This window comes from Cohnella sp. SGD-V74 (assembly GCF_003001675.1).
Classification (GTDB): Bacteria; Bacillota; Bacilli; order Paenibacillales; family Paenibacillaceae; genus Cohnella.
In genome coordinates this window covers 139,363-158,920 of sequence record NZ_PVYW01000014.1, presented here as the reverse complement: position 1 = coordinate 158,920, position 19,558 = coordinate 139,363, and the positions used below count along the sequence as shown (strand labels likewise).

General features: G+C 57.6%; 14 protein-coding genes. 13 read left to right on the top strand and 1 reads right to left on the bottom strand.

From position 1 onward, the window contains the following. Window positions 1-59: 59 nt before the first annotated feature. From B0G52_RS21200 to B0G52_RS21160, 9 genes are all read left to right on the top strand, one after another. Complete coding sequence (locus B0G52_RS21200) at window positions 60-3,593, top strand: carbohydrate-binding domain-containing protein (protein WP_143762605.1); 3,534 nt, start codon at window positions 60-62, stop codon at window positions 3,591-3,593. A gap of 2,033 nt (window positions 3,594-5,626) precedes the next feature. Then, the gene (locus tag B0G52_RS21195) at window positions 5,627-6,232 is read left to right on the top strand and encodes a DUF2087 domain-containing protein (RefSeq protein ID WP_094047381.1); all 606 of its coding nucleotides are present in this window, start codon (window positions 5,627-5,629) and stop codon (window positions 6,230-6,232) included. 104 nt (window positions 6,233-6,336) lie between these two features. Continuing rightward, window positions 6,337-6,786, top strand: a complete 450-nt coding sequence (locus B0G52_RS21190; protein WP_094047380.1) for a signal peptidase II — start codon at window positions 6,337-6,339, stop codon at window positions 6,784-6,786. Between the two features lie 67 nt (window positions 6,787-6,853). Further along, window positions 6,854-8,818, top strand: a complete 1,965-nt coding sequence (locus tag B0G52_RS21185) for a peptidase G2 autoproteolytic cleavage domain-containing protein (RefSeq protein ID WP_233162893.1) — start codon at window positions 6,854-6,856, stop codon at window positions 8,816-8,818. Between the two features lie 447 nt (window positions 8,819-9,265). Then, the gene (locus tag B0G52_RS21180; RefSeq protein ID WP_094047379.1) at window positions 9,266-9,853 is read left to right on the top strand and encodes a P-loop nucleotide/nucleoside kinase family protein; all 588 of its coding nucleotides are present in this window, start codon (window positions 9,266-9,268) and stop codon (window positions 9,851-9,853) included. A gap of 101 nt (window positions 9,854-9,954) precedes the next feature. Then, on the top strand, window positions 9,955-11,727 hold the full coding sequence (locus tag B0G52_RS21175) for a peptidase G2 autoproteolytic cleavage domain-containing protein (protein WP_094047378.1): 1,773 nt from the start codon (window positions 9,955-9,957) through the stop codon (window positions 11,725-11,727). A gap of 328 nt (window positions 11,728-12,055) precedes the next feature. After that, a complete protein-coding gene (locus B0G52_RS21170; RefSeq protein ID WP_094047377.1) occupies window positions 12,056-12,661 on the top strand; it encodes a YqaA family protein in 606 nt (201 codons plus the stop codon). Between the two features lie 40 nt (window positions 12,662-12,701). Beyond that, a complete protein-coding gene (gene speD, locus B0G52_RS21165; RefSeq protein WP_094047376.1) occupies window positions 12,702-13,508 on the top strand; it encodes an adenosylmethionine decarboxylase in 807 nt (268 codons plus the stop codon). A 51-nt stretch (window positions 13,509-13,559) separates the two neighbouring features. Next, window positions 13,560-13,775, top strand: coding sequence for a hypothetical protein (locus B0G52_RS21160; RefSeq protein WP_094047375.1), 216 nt, complete (start codon window positions 13,560-13,562; stop codon window positions 13,773-13,775). Window positions 13,776-13,940: 165 nt separating this feature from the next. On the opposite strand, the gene B0G52_RS21155 is transcribed toward B0G52_RS21160, so the two are convergent. Continuing rightward, window positions 13,941-14,792, bottom strand: coding sequence for an aldo/keto reductase (locus B0G52_RS21155; protein ID WP_094047374.1), 852 nt, complete (start codon window positions 14,790-14,792; stop codon window positions 13,941-13,943). A gap of 355 nt (window positions 14,793-15,147) precedes the next feature. On the opposite strand from B0G52_RS21155, the gene B0G52_RS21150 reads away from it, so the two are divergent. From B0G52_RS21150 to B0G52_RS21135, 4 genes are all read left to right on the top strand, one after another. Further along, entirely contained in the window at window positions 15,148-16,332 is a 1,185-nt protein-coding gene (locus B0G52_RS21150; RefSeq protein WP_094047373.1) for an ROK family transcriptional regulator, read from the top strand. 15 nt (window positions 16,333-16,347) lie between these two features. Further along, entirely contained in the window at window positions 16,348-17,292 is a 945-nt protein-coding gene (locus B0G52_RS21145) for an ROK family protein (RefSeq protein ID WP_094047372.1), read from the top strand. A gap of 271 nt (window positions 17,293-17,563) precedes the next feature. Continuing rightward, the gene (locus B0G52_RS21140; protein ID WP_094047371.1) at window positions 17,564-18,442 is read left to right on the top strand and encodes an AraC family transcriptional regulator; all 879 of its coding nucleotides are present in this window, start codon (window positions 17,564-17,566) and stop codon (window positions 18,440-18,442) included. Between the two features lie 144 nt (window positions 18,443-18,586). Next, window positions 18,587-19,540 carry an ABC transporter permease gene (locus B0G52_RS21135; RefSeq protein WP_094047370.1) on the top strand — a complete coding sequence of 318 codons (954 nt, stop codon included), beginning with the start codon at window positions 18,587-18,589 and terminating at the stop codon, window positions 19,538-19,540. The last annotated feature ends 18 nt before the right edge of the window (window positions 19,541-19,558 follow it).

Below are 19,558 nucleotides of genomic sequence, written 5' to 3'. Positions count from 1 at the left end.
AGAAGCGTTCGGATCGTTGCGCGCAGGTCTCATTCTATCGTTTGGAGGAGGATTCAACCGTGAAGAGGAGCATTCGGAAACGACTTCTTGTATGGGCTATGATCGGATCACTGCTGTTGGCGCTTTATCCTTTTTGGTCTGTTTCCGCGGTGGCGGGAACAGAGGACGAAGCTCAGGGAGGAGCTTCGTCCAGCGTAACGGAAACGGTATATTTGCTCGGCAACGACAGTGTGCTGAAGCCGTCCGCTGCGGGCGCGCTGCAAATCGTCGAGGAGAACGGGATGAAAACGCTGGCCGGGGAGGACGGGCAGCCGATTCAACTTCGGGGAATGAGCACTCACGGGCTGCAGTGGTTCCCGGAGATTATTAACGACAACGCGTTCGCCGCGCTGGCGGGGGATTGGGAATCCAACGTCATCCGGCTTGCGATGTACGTCGGCGAGAACGGCTATGCGTCTAACCCCGCCGTCATCAAGCAGAGAGTCATCGACGGCATCGAATATGCGATCGCCAACGATCTCTACGTCATCGTCGACTGGCATGTACACGACCCCGGCGACCCGAATGCCGAAGTGTATGCGGGGGCGATGGACTTTTTTACGGAAATATCCGGTTTGTACCCGAACAACGAGCACATCATTTACGAATTGGCTAACGAGCCGAGCGGCAATGCGCCTGGCGTGACGAACGACGCTGCGGGCTGGCGGAAAATCAAAGATTACGCGGAGCCGATCGTCGGCATGCTGCGGGCGAACGGCAACGACAACGTGATTATCGTGGGCAGTCCGAACTGGAGCCAGCGTCCCGACCTGGCGGCCGACGACCCGATCGAAGATCCGAATACGGGGGAGACGGACCCTAATACGGTATATACGGTCCATTTCTATACCGGCACGCACATGCCGGCCGACGACAGCGCCAGCAGGGAGAACGTCATGAGCAACGCCCGTTATGCGCTGGAGAACGGCGTCGCGATTTTCGCCACGGAGTGGGGGACGAGCGAGGCGAGCGGCAACAATGGTCCCTACCTGGCCGAGGCCGACGTCTGGCTGAACTTCCTGAACGAGCACAATGTCAGCTGGGTGAACTGGTCGCTCACGAACAAGAACGAGACTTCCGCGGCGTTCACGCCGTTCGAACTCGGCAAGAGCGAGGCGACGAATCTGAATCCCGGCGACGACAAGCTGTGGTCGATTCCGGAGCTGAGCGTATCGGGTGAATACGTCAGGGCGAGAATCAAGGGCATCCCTTACGAGCCGATCGACAGAACTCCGCGCGAGGAATTCTCGACGGTCGTCTGGGACTTCGACGACGGAACCGCGCAAGGTTTTGACTTGAACGGGGAAAGTCCTGTGAAGAGCGTTGACGTCGCCGTCGAGAACGGCCGTTTAAAGCTGTCCGGTATGGAAGCGAGCAGCGACGTTTCGGAAACCAACTACTGGGGCAACGTACGGTTGTCCGCGAACGGTTCAGCCGCTCGTCCGGACATTCTGGGCGCGCAGCGGCTGACGCTGGACGTCTTCGCCCCCGCTCCGACGACAGTAGCGATTGCCGCGATTCCGCAGAGCGCTTCTCACAGTTGGCTGAATCCGACTCGCGCGGTTGCGGCGAATCCGGCCGACTTCGAAGAGCAGGACGACGGAACCTATAAAGCGACGATTACGATTACAAAAGACGACGCGCCCAACCTCGGGGTTATCGGCGAAGACGGCGCGGACAGCGTCATGACCAACCTCATTCTGATTATCGGCGCGGAAGACGCGGAGTGGGTTGCCTTGGACAACGTGACCGTGTCCGGGGTGCGGGAGATCGTCGAGCAGCCGGTCGTGCACGATCCGTTGGGGACGCCGACGCTTCCGTCCACGTTCGAGGATTCGACCCGTCAAGGCTGGGCCTGGGACGGCGGCTCGGGAGTGAAGAGCGCGCTGACGATCCAGCCTGCGAACGGATCGAAGGCGATCGGCTGGGAAGTCGCTTATCCGGAAGTGAAGCCCTCCGACGGGTGGGCGTCCGCGCCGCGCATCGTGCTGGGCGGGATCAACGCCACTCGGGACGCGAACCGGTACTTGCTGTTCGATTTTTATTTGCAGCCGGTTCGGGCGTCCGAAGGCACGTTGTCCATCAATCTGGCTTTCGCCCCGCCGGCTAGCCTAGGCTACTGGGCTCAGGCGGCGGAGAACTATGATATCGCGCTGAACGCTTTGTCCTCGCAGGTCAGAACGTCCGACGGACTCTACCGCTATCAGGTCAGCTTCGATCTGACGAAGATCGCGGACAATAAAGTGATCGCCGCGGATACCGTGCTTCGCGACATTACGATCGTCGTGGCGGATGGCGCAAGCGATTACGCTGGCACGATGTATATGGACAATGTCAGGTTTGCCGAATCCGCGACCGTACCTGGAGGAGGGAACGGCGGCAGCGGCGGAGGCGGTGGCAGCGGAGAAAGCGGTGGAGGAGGAACCTCGGATACCGTCGAGGAAGGCGCCGTGCTCGTACGGGAGCCGAAAGCCGACGCTTCGGGCAGCATCGCCGTATCGCTTGGGGCCGGTGAATCGAGAGTGCTTCTGCCTGCGGACGCGGCGGCGCTGGCGGATACCAAATCGCTTGCGGTGACCGGCAATAGCGGCTCCCTCGACATTCCGGGAGACGCGCTGCGTAGTCTGTTGGCGCTCGTATCCGACGAGGAGCGCAAAGAGTCGAAGCTGTCGATTACGCTTAGACCGATGGAAGCGTCGGAGGCATCCGCCCTGGCGAAGAAAGCCGACGAAGCCAGCGAGGCCGGGCTGCGTTTGGCGGGATCGATTCTGGAGCTGGAACTGGCGCTTATCACCAAGGACGGCAAGACAGTGAAGCCGGAAAGCTTCGATCCTCCCGTTCAGCTGAGGATAAAGGCAAACGACGGGGCGAACCGCGACTTGGCGGGAGTGTACCTGATCGCGGACGACGGGAAGATCGTCTACTTGGGCGGTCAGTGGGTTAACGGCGAGTTGTCGGCTGCGCTTCGTCACTTCAGCAAATATGCCGTGCTGGAGTACGACCGCTCGTACGCCGACGTTCCGGCCGGCTTCTGGGCTGCGGACGCGATCCGGAAGCTGTCTGCCAAACATCTTGTGGAGGGCGTCGAGGCCGACCGCTTCTCTCCGAACGACAAGGTGACGAGAGCCGAATTCGCAGCCATGCTTGCGAATGCGCTCGGTCTTAAAGCCGAGGGAGGCGCTGCGTTCGAAGACGTCGATCCGGGCGAGGATTACGCCGATGCGGTTGCGGCGGCCAGCCAAGCCGGTATCGTGCAAGGACGGGACGGCGACCGGTTCGTTCCGAACGCCCCGGTCACGCGCGAGGAGATGGCGGTAATGATCGTTCGCGCTTACGAGGCGAAGTCCGGTAAGAAGGCGCCGGACGCTTCGACCGGATCGACCGGGTTCGCGGACGAACGGTCGATCTCCGGATGGGCGAGCGATGCGGTCGCGGCCGCTCGTGTGCTCGGTCTCGTGCAAGGCAAAGGCTCGGGACGGTTTGAGCCGCAGCATCTCACGACGCGTGCGGAGAGCGCGCAAGTCGTCTGGCGTCTGCTGGAAGCGACGAAATAAAGATAGGGGCTGTTCCGACGACCGCGAGCTTCGTGGCCGGGGGGATGGCCCCCTTCTTCGTCTGACCGCAGCTCCGCCACCGCACCGTTGCACGCTCTAAGCCGACACCGTCTGGTTGCAGTTCCGAAATCCTGGATTGGCTCGCTCTAAGCCGACGCTATCTGGTTGTAGTTCCGAAATCCTGGATTGGCTCGCTCTAAGCCGACGTCATCTGGTTGCAGTTCCGCTATCGCACCGTTGCACGCTCTAAGCCGATGCCGTCTGGTTGCAGTTCCGCCACCGCACCTTCGCACGCTCTAAGCCGACGTCGTCTGGTTGCAGCTCCGCCATCGCACCGTTGCACGCTCTAAGCCGACGCCGTCTGGTTGCAGCTCCGCCATTGCACCGTTGCACGCTCTAAGCCGATGCAGCCGGGTTGCAGTTCCGAAATCCTGGATTGGCTCGCTCTAAGCCGACGCTATCTGGTTGCAGTTCCGCCACCGCACCGTTGCACGCTCTAAGCCGATGCAGCCGGGTTGCAGTTCCGAAATCCTGGATTGGCTCGCTCTAAGCCGACGTCATCTGGTTGCAGTTCCGCCATCGCATCGCTCGCACGCTCTAAGCCGGTGCAGCCGGGTTGTAGTTTCGAAATCCTGGATTGGCTCGCTCTAAGCCGACGCCGTTTGGTCGCAGCTCCGCCATCGCACCGTTGCACGCACTAAGCCGATGCAGCCGGGTTGCAGTTCCGAAATCCTGGATTGGCTCGCTCTAAGCCGACGTCATCTGCTTGCAGTTCCGCCACCGCACCTTCGCACGCTCTAAGCCGATGCAGCCGGGTTGCAGTTCCGAAATCCTGGATTGGCCCGCTCTAAGCCGACGTCATCTGGTTGCAGTTCCGCCATCGCACCGTTGCACGCTCTAAGCCGATGCAGCCGGGTTGCAGTTCCGAAATCCTGGATTGGCCCGCTCTAAGCCGACGCTATCTGGTTGCAGTTCCGCCATCTTTGGTATGCCCAATGTGAATTGCAGATGCCGCGGGATTTATCGCTCTCTGCCTCTTTGCCCGTATCCTATCCACTTAGCTTTTCTGCGCTACATTCTGAATCTGTACGTAGTACCTTTTCCTCTCTTTTGCCGATATCCCGTTCAGTCAGTTTCAGCGCCGCATTCTGAGTCTGTACGTAGTACCTTTTCCGCTCCTTTGCCGGTATCCCATTCAGTCAGTTTCTGCGCTGCATTCTGAATGTGCACATAGTGTCTTTTCCCAGCATCCCATCCACTCAGCTTTTCAGCGCCGCATTCAGAATCTGTACGTAGTACCTTTTCCGCTCTTTTGCCGATATCCCGTTCAGTCAGTTTCAGCGCCGCATTCTGAATCTGTACATAGTACCTTTTCCTCTCCTTCGCCGGTATCCCGTTCAGTCAGGTTGTTCGTACGCATCCTGTGAGATCGGACATGTCCTATCCTCCATTTATCTTTATCCCGACGGCTCAGAAACCTGATGATTTAGCGTTTAGCGACAAGCTATCCCGATTAATCGGGATCATCCTTACGGCTGCGAATTAGCGTTCAGCAGCTTCTGTTGCCGTGAGGCTCGGGCCAGTCCGCCAGACTGGGAACGGCTGCAAGACTTCGCGGGCTTCGGATGAGTGATTGTAGAAGAGTGGATCAATCTACCAGATACCGGATATTACTCCCAACTGACTCAAAGGGATATCGGCAAAAGGGGAGGTAGCATAAGGCAGCGGGAGCGAGAGCTGACCGGAAGGGATAGTGACAAAGGATACGAAAAAGCGCTAGGACAGGTATGGCGTGAACTGACTCAAAGGGATAGCGGCAAAAGGGGAGGCAGCATAAGGCAGCGGGAGCGAGAACTGACCGGAAGGGATAGCGACAAAAGAAGCGAAAAAGCGCTAGGACAGGTATGACGTGAACTGACTAGAGGGGATATCGGCAAAGGGGGAGCATTGACAACGTCATCGCTGATCTTTATATTGGTATTTAATGAATATCTAATTAGATGAATATTAAATTTATAAAAGGAGATCGCAATATGCAACTCGACAAAGTCGTTGCCTACCACAAAGCGCTAGCCGATCCCACGAGAATCCGCATGCTGATTTTGCTTGCGGGCGGAGAACGGAACGGGCAGACGTTGGCGGAGAAGCTGTCTGTGACGCCCGCGACGATTACGCATCACGCCGCGAAGCTGCGGGAGGCGAGCCTGATCAATGAACGCCGCGACAAAAACACGATTTATTTCTCGCTGAACGATTGCTTTCTGAAGGGCAACGCCGAAGCCGCACTGCGCCTCATCTATCGGGGGGCGGACGGAACGGAAGGAGAAGAGAACATGGAAGAAGAGCTGGAGAGAACGCGGTCATCGGTCATTCGGCATTTTTTCACGAAGGAAGGCCGCTTGAAGCATGTGCCGGCGCAGCTTAAGAAAAAGCTGATCGTCCTGGAGCATATCGTCTCGCACTTGGAGAGCGGAAGGAAGTACGCCGAGAAGGAAATCAACGAATTCATCAAGCAATATCACGAGGATTTCGCGACGATGCGCCGGGAATTCATCATGCACCAGTTCATGTACCGGGAAGACGGCGTATATGAGCTGAACCCGCCCGAGATGTGGGCTAAGTGGCATCGCCTGTCGTGAACGCGAGGGATGCTCGGCAATAAGACCAACCGGTTAACCCAAGCCGACGATTAAGCTATACTGGGGTAAACCCGGATCGACGGGGACAGGAAGAAGGTCGGGATATGCCGTTCTACATCATCGCTTTTCTCGTCGTCGCAGCCGATCAGTTAACGAAAGCTTGGGTAAGAGTGCATCTTGAGGTGGGAGAAACGCTGATCCTGTGGGGCAGAGAGTGGACCCGCTTTGAAAATAGCGGAATGGCCGGAAGCCTGCTGCAAGGCTACGGGAGATTGTTCGGAGTTATCGCTGTTTTGTTCGTGTTGGGCGTGCTGATCTATCGGAAAAAAGGAGAAGCGCAAGGCATTACGATGGACGTCGCGCTCGGTTTTCTCGTAGGGGGAGCGGTCGGTAACGGCGTCGATCGTCTGCTGTTCGGTCAGGTGACGGATTTTATCGTCCGATCGGGCGGCATCTTGAACGTCGCGGATCATGCTATAGAGGTTGGCGCGGCATTGACGGTGCTCACTATGGTCGCACGTTGGGTACGGAGCAAAATAACCGAGAAGGGATAAGTTTGTCGAAAAGAAGGGATCCGCTCGTCCAAACGCTTGCGCTTTTTCTCGAATAGGATAAATCATCATGAGAAGAAACGGGGGGGCGGATATGGCGGATTCATGCAATCGTCAAGCGATTGGCGCTTGTTCGGACGCGGGCGGATTAAATACGACGGCGAGCGGAGCGGCTTCTCACGCCGAGGGATTTTCGACGTTCGCGATCGGGAACTCTTCCCATGCGGAAGGGAGCACAAGCGTCGCTGTCGGCTCGGCATCGCATACGGAAGGTTATCTTTCTCAAGCATTAAGCGATACGGCGCATGCGGAAGGGTACGGTACGATCGCATCGGGCGTGGCGTCGCATTCGGAGGGGTACGCCAACGAAGCAAGAGGCATTGCGGCGCATTCCGAAGGAGCGTTGGGACGGGCGTTCGGGGATTATTCGCACGTAGAGGGCACGAATACGCTGGCGGAAGGGACAAACTCCCATGCGGAAGGCTCCGGAACGTCGGCAGTCGGCAGTCAAGCCCACGCCGAAGGCGAGAATACGTCGGCGGAAGGTTTGGCGTCGCACGCTGAGGGGATTGGCACGACGGCGAGCGGCGATGCGTCGCATGCAGAAGGAACGAGCACGATCGCCAGCGGCAATTTTTCGCACGCAGAAGGGCAACTGTCGGTGGCCAGCGGCAATTCGTCACATGCTGAGGGGTTAGTCACGAGGGCAAGCGGCATTGGGGCGCATGCGGAGGGGAATGGCACGACGGCGAGCGGCGATGTGTCGCATGCGGAGGGGAGTGAAACGATCGCCAGCGCATTTGCCTCGCATGCAGAGGGGGATGTTACGACAGCGAGCGGTATTGCGTCGCATGCAGAGGGGACCGGCACGACGGCGAGCGGCGTGACGGCACATTCGGAGGGACGGACTACGATCGCCAGCGCCCTTGCGTCGCATGCAGAAGGAACGAGCACGATCGCCAGCGGCAATTTTTCGCACGCAGAAGGGCAACTGTCGGTGGCCAGCGGCAATTCGTCACATGCTGAGGGGTTAGTCACGAGGGCAAGCGGCATTGGGGCGCATGCGGAGGGGAATGGCACGACGGCAAGCGGCGATGTGTCGCATGCGGAGGGGGCGGGAACGCTAGCAAGCGGTGAAGGGGCCCATGCCGAGGGGATTGATTCAGAGTCAATCAGAATCGCGTCGCATGCGGAAGGGTTTAACACGATGGCCAGCGGAGATGCAGCGCATGCGGAAGGGACCGGCACGATAGCAAGCGCCTTTGCAGCGCATGCGGAAGGGAACGGAACAATCGCCAGCGGCGAGCATTCGCATGCCGAAGGATTAGCGACCGATACGAATAACTTTGCTGGAGCGCACATTATAGGGCGCTTCGGGTCGGCGACGGAAGAATACTCTTGGTTTCTGGCGAACGGCAATGTGGTTACGCCTGACTTGGCTGCCCGGATTTCCGGGCCGGGCGAACAAGGCGTGACCCAGAACGGCTGGCTGGCCGCTCCGGCCGATTATGCGGAAATGTTCGAGACGGCGGACGGGGAGCCGATCGATGTCGGTTACTTCGTGACGCTGGAAGAAGATAAAATTCGCAAAGCGACTTCCTCCGACGATTACGTGCTCGGAATAACGAGCGCAACACCAGCCTTTGTTGCCAACGCCGAAGAATTGAAGTGGCGGGGCAAGTATTTGAAAGACGAGTGGGGCAGAGCGATCCGCCAGGAAGTCTTCTACGAGGCGGAAGCGGCAACCAACGGGATGCTGGTCCGCCCCGCCAGAACAGAGCTTGAGAAAGTGGTCAATCCGCAATTCGATCCTGCTCGCGTATACGTTCCGCGCTCCGATCGGCCCGAATGGGTGGCCGTCGGTCTGGTCGGCCAACTGCGCGTTCGGGACGACGGAAGCTGCCGTTCGAACGGGTATTGTTGCCCGAACGACGAGGGAACGGCAACGGCGTCCTCTTCCGGCTTCAGAGTGTTGAAGCGAACGGGAGCCAACCAGATTCTCGTCATGCTCGGAGTCGCTGTCAAATTCCGTTAAAATGACCATTCAACGCCGTCAAAGGGAGAACATGCCCTCGGCGTTTTTTTTTTGCAACTGACCAATCCGCAAGTACGAGCAAAGGAAACGCCCGATAGAGACCCCGATGGAGAGGCTTTGGCTAAGTGAACGAAGGGCGATGTTCTAAACAACAATCGCTTATCGTCTCCCCAATCCCGCTCAAACGGAGATTGGTGCTCCAAGGAATCCGATATCGGCACACGGGCGAGGCCATGATGAAAATCTGACTGGTGGCCAGGCATTTGAATCTGTCTCTGAAACATGGGGAGGCCGAGGCTGTGAAGAGCGCGATCCATTCGTTAAAATGAGCCCGATCCAGGATCTAGAGCCCGGTCGGGCTCTCTGCGGGAACTTCGCGTAAGGGAGGATTTCGGTTTCCGGGAGGAGAATGGTTAGCGTAGTTTGCGGCGATAGGAGCGTAATACAATGGCGAAACTCGTATTTTTCATCGGCGGGGCGGGAGCGGGGAAGACGACGGTGGCGAAAAAGCTGGCGGCCAGGCGGCGGGCGGTGTTGTTGGACATGGACACGCTGCTGAGACCGGCGGCGGAGGCGCTCATGACGCAGGCCGGGCTGGACCCGAGCGATCGGGATTCGGCCGAATACAAGCGGCTGTGCCGGGATCTGGGCTACCGGATCACGATGGATACCGCGCTGGAGAACGTGGAGTTGGGCAACGACGTCTACGTGATAGGTCCCTTTACGAAGGAGACGGAAGATCCGGAATGGATCGGCGCGGAGTTGGCGAAACTCGGAGCGGCGGCAGCCGCTGTCGAGGTGAAGGTTGTCGTCGTCCATCTGGCCGACCTGGCCGTCTATCGGGAGCGTATTGAACGCCGGGCGACGGAGCTGGACCGATGGAAGCTGGAGCACTGGGCCGATTTCAGCCGCTCGCTGGCGAAGAGAGCGCCGAGGTGGCCGCTCCCCGAAGGCAGCGTGCTGGATTACGACAATACGGCTCTTCTTGACAAAGAGGGGCTGGCCCGGCTGGAGGCGTTTATTTACGGAGATTAAAAAACGATCTTAAGCGTTCGGACCTGTTTCGCTCCGCTCGTCCAAACACTCGCGATTTTCCTCGAATACGATGAATTATTATGAGGAAACGAGGTGTGGATATGGCGGATTCTTGCAATCGTCAAGCCATTGGCTCATGTTCGGATGCGGGTGGGCTGAATACGACGGCGATAGGGGCGGCTTCTCATGCCGAAGGATTTTCGACGGTTGCGGTCGGGAACTCTTCGCATGCGGAAGGGAGCACGAGCATCGCTATTGGCTCGGCATCGCATGCGGAAGGGTTCATCACCCAGGCTTTAAGCGATACGGCTCATGCGGAAGGGTATGGAACGATTGCATCCGGAGTAGCCTCGCATGCGGAAGGATATGCCAATGAAGCAAGGGGCATTGCGGCACATTCGGAGGGAGCACTGGGAAGAGCGTTCGGAGATTATTCGCACGTCGAGGGCATGAATACGCTGGCAGAAGGGACAAACTCCCATGCGGAAGGGGCCGGAACGTCGGCGCTCGGCAATCAAGCCCATACGGAAGGCACGAATACGACGGCGGAAGGCGATTCTTCGCATGCGGAAGGCGGTAATACGACGGCGAGCGGTCATGCGTCGCATGCGGAGGGAACTGGAACGACGGCAAGCGGTGATTCGTCGCATGCGGAGGGATCGGGCACGACGGCGAGTGGTAATGGATCGCATGCGGAGGGGGCTAGTACGACGGCAAGCGGCGAGGCGGCGCATGCGGAGGGTTTTAGCACTACGGCGAGTGGAGAGGCGGCACATGCGGAGGGATTTGGCACGCAGGCAAGTGTTCGAGGGTCGCATGCGGAGGGGCTTGGCACTTCAGCAAGCGGCGAGGCGGCACATGCGGAGGGGGAAGGTGCGGTGGCAAGCGGCGGGCGGTCGCATGCGGAAGGGCTAAGAACGAGGGCCAGCGGGCGTAGCTCGCATGCGGAGGGGAGTGAGACGACGGCAAGCGGTGAAGCATCACATGCGGAAGGAGAACGTTCGACCGCGAGTGGAGATTTATCGCATGCGGAGGGGGATGACACGTCAGCAAGCGGCGAATCATCGCATGCGGAGGGATGGAGCACGGAAGCGAGCGGTATTTCGTCGCATGCGGAGGGAGGGCGAACGATAGCAAGCGGAGATTACTCCCATGCGGAAGGACTGGAGACCGACACAAATCTCTTTGAAGGTGCGCATATTATGGGACGCTTCGGTTCGGCGACGGAAGAATACTCGTGGTTTCTGGCGGACGGCGATGCGATTACGCCTGATCTGGCGGCCCGAATTTCCGGACCGGGGGAACAAGGCGTGACCCAGAACGGCTGGCTGGCCGCTCCGGCCGATTACGCGGAGATGTTCGAGACGTTCGACGGGGCTCCGATCGATGTCGGTTATTTCGTTACGCTGGAAGGAAACAAAATCCGGAAAGCGACTTCATCCGACGACTACGTACTCGGAATTACGAGCGCAACGCCCGCTTTCGTCGCTAACGCCGAGGAATTGAAGTGGCGCAGCAAGTACTTGAAGGACGAGTGGGGCAGACTGATCAAGCAGGAAGTACAATACGAGGCGGAAATAACTATGGACGGAATGCTGGTTCGTCCCGCCCGGACGGAACTGAGGAAAGTGGTCAATCCGGATTTCGATCCTGACCGCATCTACGTTCCGCGCTCCGAGCGGCCCGAATGGGCGGCCGTCGGTCTGGTCGGCCAACTGCGCGTCCGGGATGACGGAAGCTGTCATCCGAATGGCTATTGTCGTCCTAATGACGAGGGAATTGCAACGACATCTCCCTCGGGTTGCAGAGTGCTGATGCGAACGGGTGTAAACCAGATTCTCGTTATGCTCGGCGTCTCATCCAAGTTTCTATAGAATAGACATCCCGCAAAAGGGGCTGTCCATAAGTAAGGGACGTACAAGATTATCGATGAAAAAGAAGGCATCTGGCACTCCTTCATCGATAATCGTTCGGTACGGTTCTGTATACTTATGGGACAGCTCCTAAGTCTTTTATACGCCTTGTCGACAGGCGCCTCCGTCTGGAAACATTTATTTTCGGAAAAAAAACCAGTCTTAAGTCTTATTTGAAACTCGACCTTAACAAATTGAGTATATAATAGTATAGGTATAGTATTTCTAGTAAGGAGGACCGCTTGGACATCGACCCACAACCCAAGATCGTTTCGGATAGGAGCCGGCTATGTTTCAAAACTTGATCGACACTTTAATGCAATTTGGCATCTGGGGATTATTTATACACTCTTTCGCCGACGCGATCTTTTTTCCGATTCCCGCCTTTTTCCTTCAAGTGCCCCTAAGCTTGATCCATCCCTCCAACGCGTTGTGGCTGGCGACGGCCGGCTATGTGGCGTGTTTGCTCGGGACCCCTTTCGGTTACTTGGTCGGCAAGCTGCTGGGCCAATCGGTCTTGCATAAATTTCTGAAGAAATCCTGGATCGACAGTGCGACGCGGATGTTTCAGAAGAGCGGGGAAGCCGCCATTCTGATCGGTTCTTTCACTCCGATTCCGTTCAAGGTGTTCACGATCTTGTCCGGGTGCTTGAACTATCCGCTGTGGAGACTGATGGTATACGCCGCATTCGGGCGCGCAGTCAAGTTCTACGCCGTCGGCTTGTTGTTCTATAGCTACGGTCGGGCCGCCGAAGGCATGGTGAAGGATATTTCCCTCTATATCGCCGCGATTGCCATTCCGCTCGTCGTTATTTTCCTCCTGATCAAGAAGAAAATCGCCAAGAAAAAAGCCTCCCAAGACCAATCCCAAGCCGTTCAAAGCGAATCGGACTAACGGATAACGGGTAAGATGTAGGGGAACGGGGGGATGACGAATGCCGACGGCCGATGAAGAACGGATCACGCTGCACGGGTTCAACAACTTGACGAAGACGCTCAGCTTCAATATGTACGATATTTGTTATACGAAAACGAAGGAAGAACGCGAAGCGTATATCGCGTATATCGACGAACAGTACAATTCGGATCGGCTGACTCATATTCTGAGCACCGTCTCCGACATGATCGGGGCGCACGTGCTGAACACGGCCAAGCAGGATTACGTGCCCCAGGGAGCAAGCGTAACCTTGCTCGTCTCCGAAGGGCCGATCGTGGAAGTGCCGGCCGCTTCGTACGAGGAATCGCCCGGCCCGCTGCCGGGCAACGTCGTCATGCAGCTGGACAAGAGCCACGTCACCGTGCACACGTACCCGGAGTACCATCCGAGCGAAGGCATCAGCACGTTCCGCGCGGACATCGACGTCTCGACATGCGGAGAGATATCCCCTCTTAAGGCGTTAAACTATTTGATCAGCTCGTTTGACACCGACATCATGACGATCGACTATCGCGTCAGAGGGTTTACGAGGGACATTCACGGCCATAAGCTGTTCATCGACCATAGCATTAACTCCATCCAAAATTACATTCCCGAAGAAATCGTGCGGCAATACGATATGATCGACGTTAACGTGTACCAGGAGCATATTTTCCATACGAAGTGCAAGCTGCGCGAATTCGATCTGAACAATTATTTGTTCGGCTACGGCAAGGACCAGTTGAGCACGCGGGAGCAAGAGGCGATCACAAGGCAGCTGAAGGCGGAGATGGACGAGATCTTTTACGGAAAAAACAGGACTTGAACCGCCTCGGTGTTGTAGAATAGACGGGATACGATCATGGGGGCGAGCAAAATGGACGACAGTCGCGCGAATCCGGCCGCTGAAGGCCAAGACGGGGATGCCGGGAAGAAGCTGAGCCAGGCCGAAGCGATCAAGCGCATTCTGGAGCGCAAGAAGCAGGGACGCCAAGGCGCAGGCGGGAAGGGCGGCTTCTCTACGGAGACGAAGAAGATGAAGACGCAAATTCACAAGGTGCAAAACAACCAGAAGCGGCGTACGGGCGTCTGATCGCCCCAAGCAAGCCGTTTCGACACAGAAGGCTTTGTCTCCCGCGGGATCGCGGAGGAGACAAAGCCTTCTTTCGACGAGTCGGAGAGTATAAAATCCGCTATCCTCCAAAGGACGCAGAAGGCGTTATTGCCTCGATGCTGCGCCCGGAGAGGGCGGCGTCGCTTAGAAGTTAAAGTTGTCCGGGTCCGATCCGACCCGCTGGTTGCGGTTAAGGGCGTCGATAGCCGCGACGTCTTCCGCGCTGAGTTCGAAATCGAACAAGTCCGCGTTGCCGACAATACGCGCCGGTTGAACCGACTTCGGAATCGTGACGATGCCGCTCTGCAGATTCCAGCGCAGCACGATCTGCGCGGCGGTTTTGCCGTACTTGGCGGCGAGCGCCTCGATGGCCGGATCCTTCAGCACGAGCCCTTGCGCCAGCGGAGACCAGGCTTCGATCTGAATGCCCTTGGATTGGGCGAATTCTCGGAGTCCTACCTGCGTCAAATACGGGTGCAGCTCCACTTGGTCGACCGCCGGAACGATTTCCGCTTCGGCGAGCAAGTCCTCGAGATGGTGGACGTGGAAGTTGCTGACGCCGATCGCCCGGACTTTGCCCGACTTGTAAATATGCTCGAGCGCTTTCCACGTGTCTTTGTACTTGCCTTTGACCGGCCAATGGATCAGATAGAGGTCCAGATAGTCGAGGCCCAGCTTCTTCAGGCTGAGGTCGAACGCGTCCAGCGTCGACTGGTAGCCTTGATCGGAATTCCACACTTTGGAGGTGACGAACAGTTCTTCGCGAGGCACCGAGTATTCGCGGATCGCTTCCGCGATCGCTTGTCCGACGCCTTCCTCGTTCCGATAGATCGCTGCCGTATCGATGCTGCGATAACCGTGCTTGATGGCCGTTTTTACCGAATCGACGACTTCGTTTCCTTCCTGGACTTTGAATACGCCCAATCCGAACCACGGCATGCGTACGCCGTTGTTCAGCGCTACCGAGTCTTGCAGATGAGAAGCGGTTTGGCTCATGATCAATCTCCTCCAATTCGTATGGGAATAGATTATATTTCTAGTATACGCAAGCGGCCGCATAAATTCAAAAACGACGGGATTCGAGCCGGTTCGTTGCGGTCGTTGAAGCTCTTCGCTTAGGCGCCCGGCACCGATGAGTATCCGATTTTCCGAGCGGAATTTCGCATGGATAGCAATGCCCGCTTGTCCGCCGGACCGCTCCGAGGGTATAATGAATGTGTGACTTAACCGTTTTACGAATAAATTAGTCCAGTGAATGAAATAATTGGCGGATGCGGCGTCGGCGCGAAAACTCGTTCCGGCTTATCTCTCCCTGACAGATATCCGCCGCAGGGCAGGAGGAACGGAAGTCGTGCACGTTAAAGGAAATTTGCAATTGATGAAAGAGATCAACACGGCGATGATCATGAATCTGCTTCACCGGGAAGGGCGCATGACCCGGGCGGAGCTGGCGAAGATCACCAAGCTGAGCGCGACGACGGTATCCGCGCTGATCGAAGAGCTGATCGGGAAAAACTTCGTCGAAGAGATCGGGGAGAAGCCGTCCGCCGGAGCGGGGAGGAAAGCGATCACGCTGCAAATCAACAAAGACGGCGGTTACGTGATCGGCATTTCTTTCGGCAACCGGTATTTGATTTGCGCCGTGCTGAACCTGCACGGTCAACTGATCTCCGAGTACAAGACGAAGATCGCGTTCGGCAACGATTCGCTGGCGGAGCAGATTCATTCCGCGCTGCGGGAGTGCATGGCTCAAGCCGAGTCGGTTCGCTCCGAGCGGATCAAGGGAATCGGCATCTCGACGCCCGGCATTATCGACGAGCAGGAAGGCACCGTTCTGTTCTCGAGCTTGCTGAGGCTGACCAATTTCAACTTGAGAAGACAGGTGGCGGCTTTCTTCCCGGACGTGCCGATCAAGATCGTTAACGATTCCAACGCCGCCGCCTTCGCGGAGCATTACTCCGGAGCGGGGAAGGACAAGAGCAGTCTTGTCTACTTCACGATTAACGAAGGCATCGGCGCGGGAATCATCCTGAACGGCCAGATTCATTCGGGCTACCGGGGCTCGGCCGGAGAAATCGGACATATTCCGGTGGACTCCCAAGGGGAGATCTGCAATTGCGGTCAGCGCGGCTGCGTGGAGACCGTATTGACCAGTCCTTTTATCTTGAAAAGGTGCCAGGACGCGGCCAGAGAGCTGGGCGTCGCCGTTCCTGCCGATTTCGAGGAGGCGCTTGCCCGGTACGATGACGGAGAAGCGTGGCTGGAGCCGATTTTCGACCGGATCCTCGACGTATCGCGGCTGATGATCGCGAGCGCCGTCAACTTCATGAGTCCCGAGGCCGTCATTATCGAAGGCTGGATGAACCGCTCCGCGAAATTTTCCGACAAGCTCTCGGACGCCTTGGAGAAGTTCCCTTTTCCGTTCCCGTTCACCCGGGATCGGGTACTGCAAGCTTCGTTCGGAGACAAAGGGGCTCTGTACGGCTCCGCGACGATCATGCTGCAAAAAATATTCAGCGCATCCGTTCTGGACTAATTGGAGGTCATACACATGAGCAACAAAGTTTACGCAGGCATCGATTTGGGCGGCACGAAAATTCTCGCGCTTCTGCTGGACGAGCAGGGAGACGTCGTCTGTCGCTCGGAAACGGCTACGCAGCCGCACGAAGGGCCGGAAGCCGTCATCGGCCGGATGGTCGGACTGATTAGAGACAGCCTGACTTCCGAGCAGGAGCTTGCGAGCATCGGCGTCGCGACGGCAGGCACGTTAAACGCGAAAGAAGGCATCGTCGCGTACGCGGCGAACCTGGGCTGGAACGATATTCCCTTGGGCAAGCGGCTGGAGGAACAGTTCGGCGTGCCCGTCAGCCTGGAGAACGACGCCAACGCGGCAGCCTACGGCGAGTGGGCGGCAGGCGCGGGAAAAGGCACGCAAAACTGCGTGTACGTGACCGTGTCGACGGGAATCGGAGCGGGCATCGTCAGCTCGGGCCGCCTCATTCGCGGCAGAGACAACAGCGCGGGCGAACTGGGTCATATTACCGTCGACATGAACGGTCCCCGCTGCACCTGCGGCAACGCAGGCTGCCTGGAGCTGTACGCCTCCGGAACGGCAATTGCGAGAAACGCCGGGAAGCTGGCCGCCGAATATCCCGAGAAAGCCGCGGCGCTGCTCGGCAAAGCCGGCGGCGCGGCGCTGACCTCTCGCCATGTCGCGGAAGCCGCAGCCGAAGGCGACGAGTTGTCCCTGCGCGTGCTGAGAGAAGCCGGTTTGGCGCTGGGCAACGGCATGGTCACCATCATCCACGTCATGAATCCGGAAGTGGTGGTCATCGGAGGAGGCGCTGCGAATATCGGCGCCGCGCTGTTCGATCCGATGCACGAAGCGATCGCCGAGCGCGGCATCTCCTCGATGGCGGCGGGCGTCCGCTTCGTCGGTCCGACGTTGGGCAAGGAAGCCGGAGCGATCGGGGCGGCACTGCTCGTTGGGCAATAGGAAGCGCCGATGGGACTGTCTCATAAGTAAAGGCGTACAAGATGATCGATGAAAAAGAAGAAGCATTTATCTCCTGGAGACTGCCTCATACGTTCCTGAAATTACCCTGTCACGGGTTTACCATTCAAATTTCAGGATCGTATAGCATCGGAAGGAGATAGATGCCCATTAACATCCATCCATCGATAATCGTTCTGTACGCCTCAGTTTACTTATGGGACAGCCCCATGCGGGCCTTCGCGCGAACAAGCGGAAGGAGGAGGCGGGCAGGATGGCAGTTCCGAACAACGCGGAAGTTCCGAAAGAGAAGTTCCCGATGGCCAAGCAGTACCCGATCTACGTCGCGGACACGGTCGGCGTCAACTCCCTCTACCAGAAGATGCATTGGCACGACGTGCTCGAGATCAATCTGATCAAGTCCGGCACCGGGCATTACATCATTAACGGTCAGAAGTTCGAATTCGGTCAAGGCGACATTCTGTTGATCAACTCGAACGATCTTCATTGCGCCTACGAGACCGAAGGGCTCGTCATGCTGGTCGTCACCTTCGATCCCGCATGGCTGCACGGTCATCTGCGCTACGATCCGGACATTTTGTCCCCGTTTAAGGAGATGGGCCTTCGCTTCGCGAACTTGCTGGAACGGAAGCATCCGTCCTTGGACGGCTTGCGCCGAACGTTGCTCGATCTGCAGGAGGAGCACGTGGGCGGTCGCCCCTCGCACGTCTCGATGGTGTATTCGCATCTTCTTCGTTTTCTCGCGCAGGTCAATCGCGATTTCCGGATGGACGATCTCCGCAAACCCGGGAAGAAGATGAACCCCGAGCAATTGCAGAAAGTGCGCAAGGTCATCCATGCGATGGAGCGGCATTTCTCTCACCCTTGGACGTTGGATGAACTCGCGTCTCTCGTCTACTTGAGCCCCTCTCGTTTCAGCGATATTTTCCGCCGTGCGGCGGGCATCTCTCCCCTGGAATATTTGATTCGCATCCGTCTCGAACACGCGGTCGCGCTGCTCGATACGACCGATCTGAAGATTACGGAGATCGCGATGGAATGCGGCTTCCGGACGCTGTCCAACTTTAATCGTCTGTTCAAGCAGCACCTCGGTTCTTCCCCCAGAACGACCAAAAACAGAATGTTCAATTAACAGTAGGATTGAGTCGGTTTTCAGGCGTATAGGCGGAGAATCCGCCTTTTTTTGCTTTTAAAATACAAGAAGAAAGCAGGCAATCGGATCGGAATCGCCGCTTGAACGGCAACGATGCGATCTATCGAGGAACGGGGGATTCAGATGGACATATCGGGCAGAAGAAAAAACGAAACCGCTTACGCGAAGCCCGGTCCGGCGAGAAGATTTCTGAAGCAGTGGGACATTCAACTGATGGCGCTCCCGGCGATGCTGTTCGTGTTCGTCTTCAGCTACATCCCGATGTACGGCGTGCTGACCGCTTTTCAGGATTACAGCTTGTTCAGAGGATTTCTGGGCAGTCCATGGGTCGGATTCAAACATTTCGAGGCGTTCTTCCACGCCCCGGTGTTCTGGGACGTTATGCGCAACACGCTCGTCATCAGCTCGCTTAAGCTGCTGATCGGGTTTCCGGCGCCGATCCTGCTCGCTCTGATGTTAAACGAGGTGCGCAGCCGGATATTCAAGCGAACGGTCCAGACGATCAGCTATTTGCCGCATTTCTTGTCTTGGGTCATCGTGGCGGGTTTCGTCTCCTCGCTGCTGTCCACGGACAATGGCAGCCTGAACCTGCTGCTGCAGAAGCTGAACTGGATCGAGGAGCCGATCAATTTCCTGTCGATGCCGGAATACTTCTGGTCCATTCTCGTCGCCACGGGCGTGTGGAAGGAAATCGGCTTCGCCTCGATCGTCTATCTGGCGGCCATCGCGGGAGTCGATCCGCATCTGTACGAAGCGGCTTCGATCGACGGCGCGGGCAAGCCGAGGCAGATGTTCTCGATCACGCTGCCGTCCATCGTTCCGGTCGTCGTCGTGTTTCTGATTCTCGCGATCGGCAATCTGCTGAACGCCGGCTTCGAAGACATTTTGCTGCTCGCGAGCAACCCGATTCTCCGGGACGTCAGCGACGTCATAGACACCTACGTGTACCGGATCGGAATCGAGAACTCGCGCTACTCCTACGCGACGGCAGCGGGATTGTTCAAAGCGGTCATCAGCGTCGGATTGCTCGCCGGGGCCAATTATTGGGCCAGAAGATCCGGCAACAGCCTGTGGTAATCGCGGCGGCCAGGAAGG

What these genes read in the sequence shown, in the direction of transcription:
- B0G52_RS21190 (WP_094047380.1), top strand. Translation starts at nt 6,337, where the DNA reads ATGCCGTTCTACATCATCGCTTTTCTCGTCGTCGCAGCCGATCAGTTA.
- B0G52_RS21135 (WP_094047370.1), top strand. Translation starts at nt 18,587, where the DNA reads ATGGACATATCGGGCAGAAGAAAAAACGAAACCGCTTACGCGAAGCCC.
- B0G52_RS21195 (WP_094047381.1), top strand. Translation starts at nt 5,627, where the DNA reads ATGCAACTCGACAAAGTCGTTGCCTACCACAAAGCGCTAGCCGATCCC.
- B0G52_RS21155 (WP_094047374.1), bottom strand. Translation starts at nt 14,792, where the DNA reads ATGAGCCAAACCGCTTCTCATCTGCAAGACTCGGTAGCGCTGAACAAC.
- B0G52_RS21145 (WP_094047372.1), top strand. Translation starts at nt 16,348, where the DNA reads ATGAGCAACAAAGTTTACGCAGGCATCGATTTGGGCGGCACGAAAATT.
- B0G52_RS21160 (WP_094047375.1), top strand. Translation starts at nt 13,560, where the DNA reads ATGGACGACAGTCGCGCGAATCCGGCCGCTGAAGGCCAAGACGGGGAT.
- B0G52_RS21175 (WP_094047378.1), top strand. Translation starts at nt 9,955, where the DNA reads ATGGCGGATTCTTGCAATCGTCAAGCCATTGGCTCATGTTCGGATGCG.
- B0G52_RS21140 (WP_094047371.1), top strand. Translation starts at nt 17,564, where the DNA reads ATGGCAGTTCCGAACAACGCGGAAGTTCCGAAAGAGAAGTTCCCGATG.
- speD (WP_094047376.1), top strand. Translation starts at nt 12,702, where the DNA reads ATGCCGACGGCCGATGAAGAACGGATCACGCTGCACGGGTTCAACAAC.
- B0G52_RS21180 (WP_094047379.1), top strand. Translation starts at nt 9,266, where the DNA reads ATGGCGAAACTCGTATTTTTCATCGGCGGGGCGGGAGCGGGGAAGACG.
- B0G52_RS21185 (WP_233162893.1), top strand. Translation starts at nt 6,854, where the DNA reads ATGAGAAGAAACGGGGGGGCGGATATGGCGGATTCATGCAATCGTCAA.
- B0G52_RS21170 (WP_094047377.1), top strand. Translation starts at nt 12,056, where the DNA reads ATGTTTCAAAACTTGATCGACACTTTAATGCAATTTGGCATCTGGGGA.